The organism is Pseudomonas sp. 39004 (genome assembly GCF_028682155.1).
Classification (GTDB): domain Bacteria; phylum Pseudomonadota; class Gammaproteobacteria; order Pseudomonadales; family Pseudomonadaceae; genus Aquipseudomonas; species Aquipseudomonas capeferrum.
In genome coordinates this window covers 1-6769 of record NZ_JANIAG010000239.1, presented here as the reverse complement: position 1 = coordinate 6769, position 6769 = coordinate 1, and the positions used below count along the sequence as shown (strand labels likewise).

Genomic DNA, 6769 nt, shown 5'->3' with positions numbered 1-6769 from the left:
TCACCTCAGCCTCTTCCTCGGCATCAAGCGCCAGGCCATCAACCCTGGCAACAAACTCCCGCCAGTGCAGGGCACGCCCGTCCGGATGGGGCGCCAGGTGCCGAGCCCCCTCGTTGCCGTTCAGGCCCAGGCGCTGGGTTTGCTTGAACAAAAACGCCGCCCCAAGGTTCGACCCCTCGCTGCAATACAGCCAACCCAAAGCCTGGGCCGGGCTGGCACTGACCGTATGCGGCACCGAAGGCAGCGCCAGGCCCAGGTCAAGCAAATCGCGCTCGACCGCCGCGAAGCGCGACAATTGCATCAGCCCCGGCAGGCGATCGTTGAGCAACTCATCGTGGTACAACGCCAGCAGGCTGCCATGGAAGCGGTGTTGCACCTGCAGAAAGCGCGCATAGCGCTCACGGTCTTCGAAGGGGCGTGCGGCCATGACCAGTTCATCGACACTGTCGTGGTCGCGGCTGCTGGACGCCTTCAGGCGCGCGCAGCGGCCGGGGACGGTGAGGCGCGTGGCGGTTGCAGTCATCGGGGATTTCCATGTCGAAGTGTCAAAAGGGGCATGGTAATAAGATCACTCAGCCCAGGAAACGATCCTGTCATGCCGAAAATAAACGGCAGTGATTTATCATGCAGCCTGTTGTCATGTCCCAAAGGAGTCAGCGCATGAGCGCCCCCCAGTTCCGCAACCCCGAACCCACCGACGCTGAACGCTGCTACGCGATCGAAATCGGCGCCTATGAAGGGGATGAAGCGGCAACCCTGGAAAAAATCCGCACCCGCATCGCGCAGTACCCCGAAGGGTTCCTGCTGCTCGAAGCCGAGGGTGAGACCGTCGGCTTCATCAACAGTGGCTGTGCCCATGACGTGGTCATGTCCGACGAAGCCTTCAAGGAATTGGTCGGCCATGACCCGGCGGCGCCGAACGTGGTGATCATGTCCGTCGTGGTCGACCCCGCCCATCAGGGCAAAGGCTATGCGAAGCTGCTGATGAGCGCGTTCATCCAGCGCATGAAGGCGCAAGGCAAGCAGACCATCCACCTGATGTGCAAGCAGCAGCATGTCGCGCTGTACGCCAAGCTCGGTTACGCCTACGTTAAACCGTCGCCGTCCGACCACGGCGGCATGGCCTGGCACGAAATGCTCATGACGCTTTGAGCGTCATTCGGCCATCTGCAACTCGGGCAGTTTCACCCGAAACGCCCGGGTCAGCCCAAGCAGGCAGAGGAAGCCCACGGCCATCCAGCACAGCCCGATGGTGAACGACAGGCTCGACAGGCTGCTCCACAGCCACAGCGTGCTGAGAAACCCCAACCCCGGAATCGCACCATACAGCAGGTAATTGCGGGTGCCGCGCCGCTTCTGGTCGACCAGGTAGTGCTTGACCACCGCCAGGTTGACTGCTGAAAAGGCGAACAGCGCGCCGAAGCTGATCATGTTGGCGACCGTGTCCAGGGTGATGACCAGGGCGATCAGCGAGAGGATGCTGACCAGCATGATGGCCGCAGCCGGTACGCGTTTTTTCGTCACCAACTGGCCAAACACCCCTGGCAACGCACCATCGCGGCCCATGGCGAACAGCACCCGCGACACGCTTGCCTGGGAGACCATGGCCGAGGCGAAGCAGCCGGCCACGTAGGTGGCGGTAAACGCCGTCACCAGCAGTTCACCGCCGACCCGGCGCATCACGTCCACCGAGGCCGAATCGGGGTCGGCGAAGGCGCCCCACTCGGGGAAGACCATCTGCGCGCAGTACGACACCACCAGAAACAGCAGGCCACCGATCAGCGACACGGCCATGATCGCCAGTGGGATGCGAAACGTCGGGTTGCTGGTTTCCTCGGCCATGGTCGAGACCGCATCGAAGCCAAGGAACGACAGGCACAGCACGGCGGCACCGGTCATGATCAATGGCACGCTGAACCCTTCGTGGTGGAAGGGGGCAAGCAGTGACACCGGCGCCGATTGCCCCGCCAGGTTGTTGATCGACAAGCCGACGAACACGACGATGAACACCAGTTGCACAACCACCAGGATCCAGTTGACCCGGGTAATCGACTCGATGCCGATCAGGTTGAGGAAGGTCACCAGGGCGATGGAGCCGGCAACCCATACCCAGGCGTGGATGGCCGGGAAGTACTCCGACATGTAGATGCCGATCAGCAGGTAGCTGAGCAACGGCAAAAAAATGTAATCGAGCAGCAGCGTCCAGCCGGCCATGAAGCCGATGTGGGTGCCAAAGGCCTTGCGGGTGTAGGTGTACACCGAGCCGGAGTAGGGGTGCGCCTGCACCATGCGGCCGTAGCTGTAGGCAGTCAACAGCATGGCGGCGAGGGTCAACAGGTAGGCGGTGGGCAGGTGCCCCTTGGTCATCTGGGTGACCAGGCCATAGGTGGTGAACACCGCCAGGGGCACCATGTAGGCAAGGCCGAACAGCACCAGGGCGCTGAGCCCCATGGACTTTCTGAAGCGGCCGGAAGACGCGGAGGGTGACGAGGCGTTGGCGGAGTGGGACTGGGCCGTAGTTGTTGTTGTATGCATTGCGAACTCCTGAAATCGGATGCAGGACGCCGCAGTATGCGAGCGGGCTCGATACTGTTGAGGGGCCATGAAAGGAGGCTGGGCCAGCTTGGGTTGCGCAGCCCTCAGGGGTGGGGCCGGACGATGCTCCCACACCCCGGGCCCGCTCGAAATCACCCTTTGGGGTGAGCCGCTGGTCGCCTGAAAACGCTCACCCCAAAGGGTGATTTCGGTCTTCGCCTGGCCATGGGAGTATCTGGAAACAAAGCGCCGCCCCGACGGCGATACCGTTTCCCGCTACCGGCAGATTTCCAGTGACCAGTGATCGATTGGCTTCAGCACAGTGGTTCGAGCACATTGCCAGGGTTACCGACATGATCGGCCAACCGGGCTTTGCCGCCACCTTGTTCGCAGCACTCGGGGTGATCCGGCCCATCCAGGCCACCACGGTCTACCTCTACCCGCATGACGGCATGCCGTGCGCGCTGTTCGAGCAGGATGACAAGGCCCCCTGGCAGCCAGAAGGCAACGTCAGTCGCTACCTTTCCGGCTTCTATCTGCTCGACCCGTTCTACGGCGCCTGCGTCGAGCAGGTCGCGTCGGGCTGCTATGGCCTGTTCGACGTGGCGCCCGACCACTTCGAAGTGAGTGAGTACTACCAGTCGTTCTACCGCCATTCACACCTGGAGGATGAGCTCAATTACATCCTGCAGGTCGTGCCCGGCCAGAGCCTGGCTGTGTCGCTGGCCTTCACCGACAAGCTGGACGCCCCAAGCCGCGACCTGTTCGGGCGCATCACGCCCTGGGTGCTGGCGGTGCTCAGCAAGCACTTTGCCGGGCTGGGCAGCCGCGGTGGGCGTTTCGAGAATGTGCTGGAGCAACGCATCCATGCCGCCCTCAACAACTTCGGCAGTTCGTTGCTGACGATGCGCGAATGCCGCATTGCCCAGCTGATCTTGCGTGGCCACTCGACCAAATCCCTGGCCGAGCGCCTGGGGGTTTCGGAAGACACCATCAAGTCACACCGCAAGCATGTCTACGCCAAGCTCGACATCGGCACGCAGTCCGAGCTGTTCTCCTTGTTCATCGATGCGCTGGCCAATGCCCAGGGCGTGCTGGGCAAGGACCCGCTGGAAAGCTACATGGGCAAGCTGCGCTGAGCGCAGCCGCCTCGCCCGCCCCTATAACCACAAGGAAAACCGCCAATGAACGCGCCTTTTGCCCCCAAACGCCAGACCCGTGACTACCAGGCCGCTGACGCGGCGCACCACATCCATGCCTTCCTCGACCAGAAGGCGCTCAATGCCGAAGGCCCGCGGGTCATGGTCGGTGGCGAACGGCTACACCTGTGGGACAGCGAGGGCAAGCGCTACCTGGACGGTATGTCGGGCCTGTGGTGCACCCAGCTGGGTTACGGGCGCAAGGACCTGACCGCCGCGGCCGCCGCACAGATGGACCAGCTGGCCTACTACAACATGTTCTTCCACACCACTCACCCGGCGGTGATCGAACTGTCCGAACTGCTGTTCAGCTTGCTGCCAGGCCACTACAGCCACGCGATCTACACCAACTCCGGGTCCGAGGCCAATGAAGTGCTGATCCGCACCGTGCGCCGTTACTGGCAGGTGGTCGGCCAGCCGAACAAGAAGGTCATGATCGGCCGCTGGAACGGCTACCACGGCTCGACCCTGGCGGCCACGGCTCTGGGCGGGATGAAGTTCATGCACGAGATGGGCGGGCTGATCCCGGACGTGGCGCACATCGACGAACCGTACTGGTACGCCGAGGGCGGTGACCTGACCCCGGCCGAGTTCGGCCGGCGCTGCGCCCTGCAGCTGGAGGAGAAGATCCTCGAACTGGGCGCGGAAAACGTCGCAGGCTTTGTCGCCGAACCCTTCCAGGGCGCCGGGGGCATGATCTTCCCACCGGAAAGCTACTGGCCCGAGATCCAGCGCATCTGCCGCCAGTACGACGTATTGCTGTGTGCCGACGAAGTGATCGGCGGCTTTGGCCGCACCGGCGAGTGGTTTGCCCATGAGTATTTCGGTTTCGAGCCGGACACGCTGTCGATCGCCAAGGGCCTGACCAGCGGCTATGTGCCCATGGGTGGCCTCGTGTTGAGCAAGCGTATCGCCGAGGCACTGGTGGAGCGCGGCGGGGTGTTTGCCCACGGCCTGACCTATTCGGGCCACCCGGTGGCGGCGGCGGTGGCCATCGCCAACCTCAAGGCGCTGCGTGACGAAGGCATCGTGCGCCAGGTCAAGGACGACACCGGGCCGTACCTGCAGCGCATCCTGCGCGAAGTGTTCGCCGACCACCCGCTGATTGGCCAGGTGCAGGGTGCCGGCCTGGTGGCGGCGCTGCAGTTTGCCGAGCACAAGCCCAGCCGCAAGCGTTTTGCCAACGAGAACGACCTGGCCTGGCAATGCCGCACCTTCGGTTTCGAGGAAGGCTTGATCATTCGCTCGACGCTGGGGCGGATGATCATGGCGCCGGCATTGGTGGCCAACCGCGCCGAGCTGGACGAGCTGGTCGACAAGACCCGCATTGCAGTGGACCGCACTGCCAGGTTGGTGGGCAGGCTCTGAGTATCTGGGGCCGCAAGGCAGCCGCAAAATCCAAGACAGTCGTATGGAGCGCAAATGAACAGTCTCGAATACTGGCAAACCCGCGCCGCAGGCCTGGTTTTTCTCGATAAAGCGCTGATCGGCAGCCAGCAGGTGAGCGCCAATTCCGGCGCCACCTTCGCGGCCATCAACCCGGCCACCCAGCAGGTGCTGGCGCAGGTTGCCGCCTGCGCTGAGGCCGAAGTCGACCTCGCGGTGGCCACCGCACGGCGGGCCTTCGAACAGGGCCCGTGGGCGCGCATGGCCCCGGTCGAGCGCAAGAAAGTACTGCTGCGCCTGGCCGAGCTGATCATGGCCAATCGCGAAGAGCTGGCACTGCTGGACTCGTTGAACATGGGCAAGCCGGTGATGGATGCCTACACCATCGACGTGCCTGGCTCGGCGCATGTTTTCGCCTGGTACGGCGAGGCGCTGGACAAGCTGTACGATCAGGTGGCCCCCACGGCGCCCAACGCGCTGGCCACGATAACCCGCGAAGCGCTGGGCGTGGTCGCCGCCGTGGTGCCGTGGAACTTCCCGCTCGACATGGCCGCGTGGAAACTTGCGCCAGCGCTGGCCGCCGGCAACAGCGTGGTGCTCAAGCCTGCCGAGCAGTCACCGTTCTCGGCGCTGCGCCTGGCGCAACTGGCGCTGGAGGCCGGTTTGCCGGAAGGCGTGCTGAATGTGGTGCCCGGCCTGGGTGAACAGGCGGGTCGGGCGCTGGGGTTGCACCCGGACGTCGACTGCTTGGTGTTCACCGGCTCTACCCAGGTGGGTAAATACTTCATGCAGTACTCGGCGCAGTCCAACCTCAAGCAGGTGTGGCTGGAGTGTGGCGGCAAGAGCGCTAACCTGGTGTTCGAAAACTGCCAGGACCTGGACCTGGCAGCGGAAAAAGCGGCATTCGGCATTTTCTTCAACCAGGGTGAGGTGTGCTCGGCGAATTCGCGCTTGTACGTGCAGCGTTCGATCCACGATGAGTTTATCGAACGCCTGCAAGCCAAGGCCCGCCAATGGATGCCAGGCAACCCGCTGGACCCTGCGAGCCGCGCGGGTGCAATTGTCGATGCCGAGCAGACCGGCCGCATCAAGGCCGCCATCGACCATGCGCACGAGCAGGGCGCTCGGCTGGTGTGCGGTGGCCGGCGCCTGACCCTGGGCGGGTCGGACAACTACATCGAGCCGAGCATTTTTGCCGGGGTCGAGGCCAGCATGAGCCTGGCCCGGGAGGAAGTGTTCGGGCCGGTGCTGGCGGTCAGCGCGTTCGACAGCGAGGAGCAGGCCGTGCGCTTGGCCAACGACAGTGTCTATGGCCTGGCCGCGTCGGTATGGAGCGATGACTTCAACCAGGTGCATCGCGTGGCGCGGGCGTTGAAGGTGGGCACCGTTTCGGTCAATACGGTGGATGCGCTGGATGTCACGGTGCCGTTTGGTGGGGGCAAGCAGTCGGGGTTCGGTCGCGACCTGTCGTTGCATGCGTTCGACAAGTATTCGCAGCTCAAGACCACTTGGTATCAGCTGCGCGCGTGACGCATGCCGGCAACCCTGTGGCAGCGGGTAAGCCCGCTGCCACAGGGGCCTGCTGGATCTGCAGGGGCGGCTTTCTACCTGTTCAGAAATCCACGCTGGCCGACACCTCATACGTACGC

Annotated in this window: 6 protein-coding genes; 4 read left to right on the top strand and 2 right to left on the bottom strand. The window is 63.7% G+C overall.

Annotation, left to right across the window (positions count from 1 at the left end):
• Positions 1-523: biliverdin-producing heme oxygenase (locus NP534_RS24975; protein ID WP_274100481.1), on the bottom strand; the 523-nt coding region annotated here is incomplete at its 3' end.
• 137 nt (positions 524-660) lie between these two features.
• Here NP534_RS24975 and NP534_RS24970 point away from each other — a divergent pair.
• Complete coding sequence (locus NP534_RS24970; protein ID WP_274100480.1) at positions 661-1152, top strand: GNAT family N-acetyltransferase; 492 nt, start codon at positions 661-663, stop codon at positions 1150-1152.
• Positions 1153-1155: 3 nt separating this feature from the next.
• Here the strand turns inward: NP534_RS24970 and NP534_RS24965 are convergent, their stop codons facing one another.
• Entirely contained in the window at positions 1156-2535 is a 1380-nt protein-coding gene (locus NP534_RS24965; protein WP_274100479.1) for an APC family permease, read from the bottom strand.
• Positions 2536-2888: 353 nt separating this feature from the next.
• Here NP534_RS24965 and NP534_RS24960 point away from each other — a divergent pair, with 353 nt between their 5' ends.
• From NP534_RS24960 to NP534_RS24950, 3 genes are read left to right on the top strand one after another with little or no spacing between them, the layout of a single operon-like run.
• The gene (locus NP534_RS24960; RefSeq protein ID WP_274100482.1) at positions 2889-3674 is read left to right on the top strand and encodes a helix-turn-helix transcriptional regulator; all 786 of its coding nucleotides are present in this window, start codon (positions 2889-2891) and stop codon (positions 3672-3674) included.
• A 45-nt stretch (positions 3675-3719) separates the two neighbouring features.
• A complete protein-coding gene (locus NP534_RS24955; protein ID WP_274100478.1) occupies positions 3720-5102 on the top strand; it encodes an aspartate aminotransferase family protein in 1383 nt (460 codons plus the stop codon).
• A gap of 54 nt (positions 5103-5156) precedes the next feature.
• Positions 5157-6650 (top strand): aldehyde dehydrogenase, encoded by a 1494-nt coding sequence (locus tag NP534_RS24950; protein ID WP_274100477.1) that lies wholly within the window; start codon positions 5157-5159, stop codon positions 6648-6650.
• The last annotated feature ends 119 nt before the right edge of the window (positions 6651-6769 follow it).

Bases quoted from the DNA above. Each gene is read 5' to 3' on its own strand.
- NP534_RS24955 (WP_274100478.1), top strand. From the start codon at position 3,720: ATGAACGCGCCTTTTGCCCCCAAACGCCAGACCCGTGACTACCAGGCC.
- NP534_RS24970 (WP_274100480.1), top strand. From the start codon at position 661: ATGAGCGCCCCCCAGTTCCGCAACCCCGAACCCACCGACGCTGAACGC.
- NP534_RS24950 (WP_274100477.1), top strand. From the start codon at position 5,157: ATGAACAGTCTCGAATACTGGCAAACCCGCGCCGCAGGCCTGGTTTTT.
- NP534_RS24960 (WP_274100482.1), top strand. From the start codon at position 2,889: ATGATCGGCCAACCGGGCTTTGCCGCCACCTTGTTCGCAGCACTCGGG.
- NP534_RS24965 (WP_274100479.1), bottom strand. From the start codon at position 2,535: ATGCATACAACAACAACTACGGCCCAGTCCCACTCCGCCAACGCCTCG.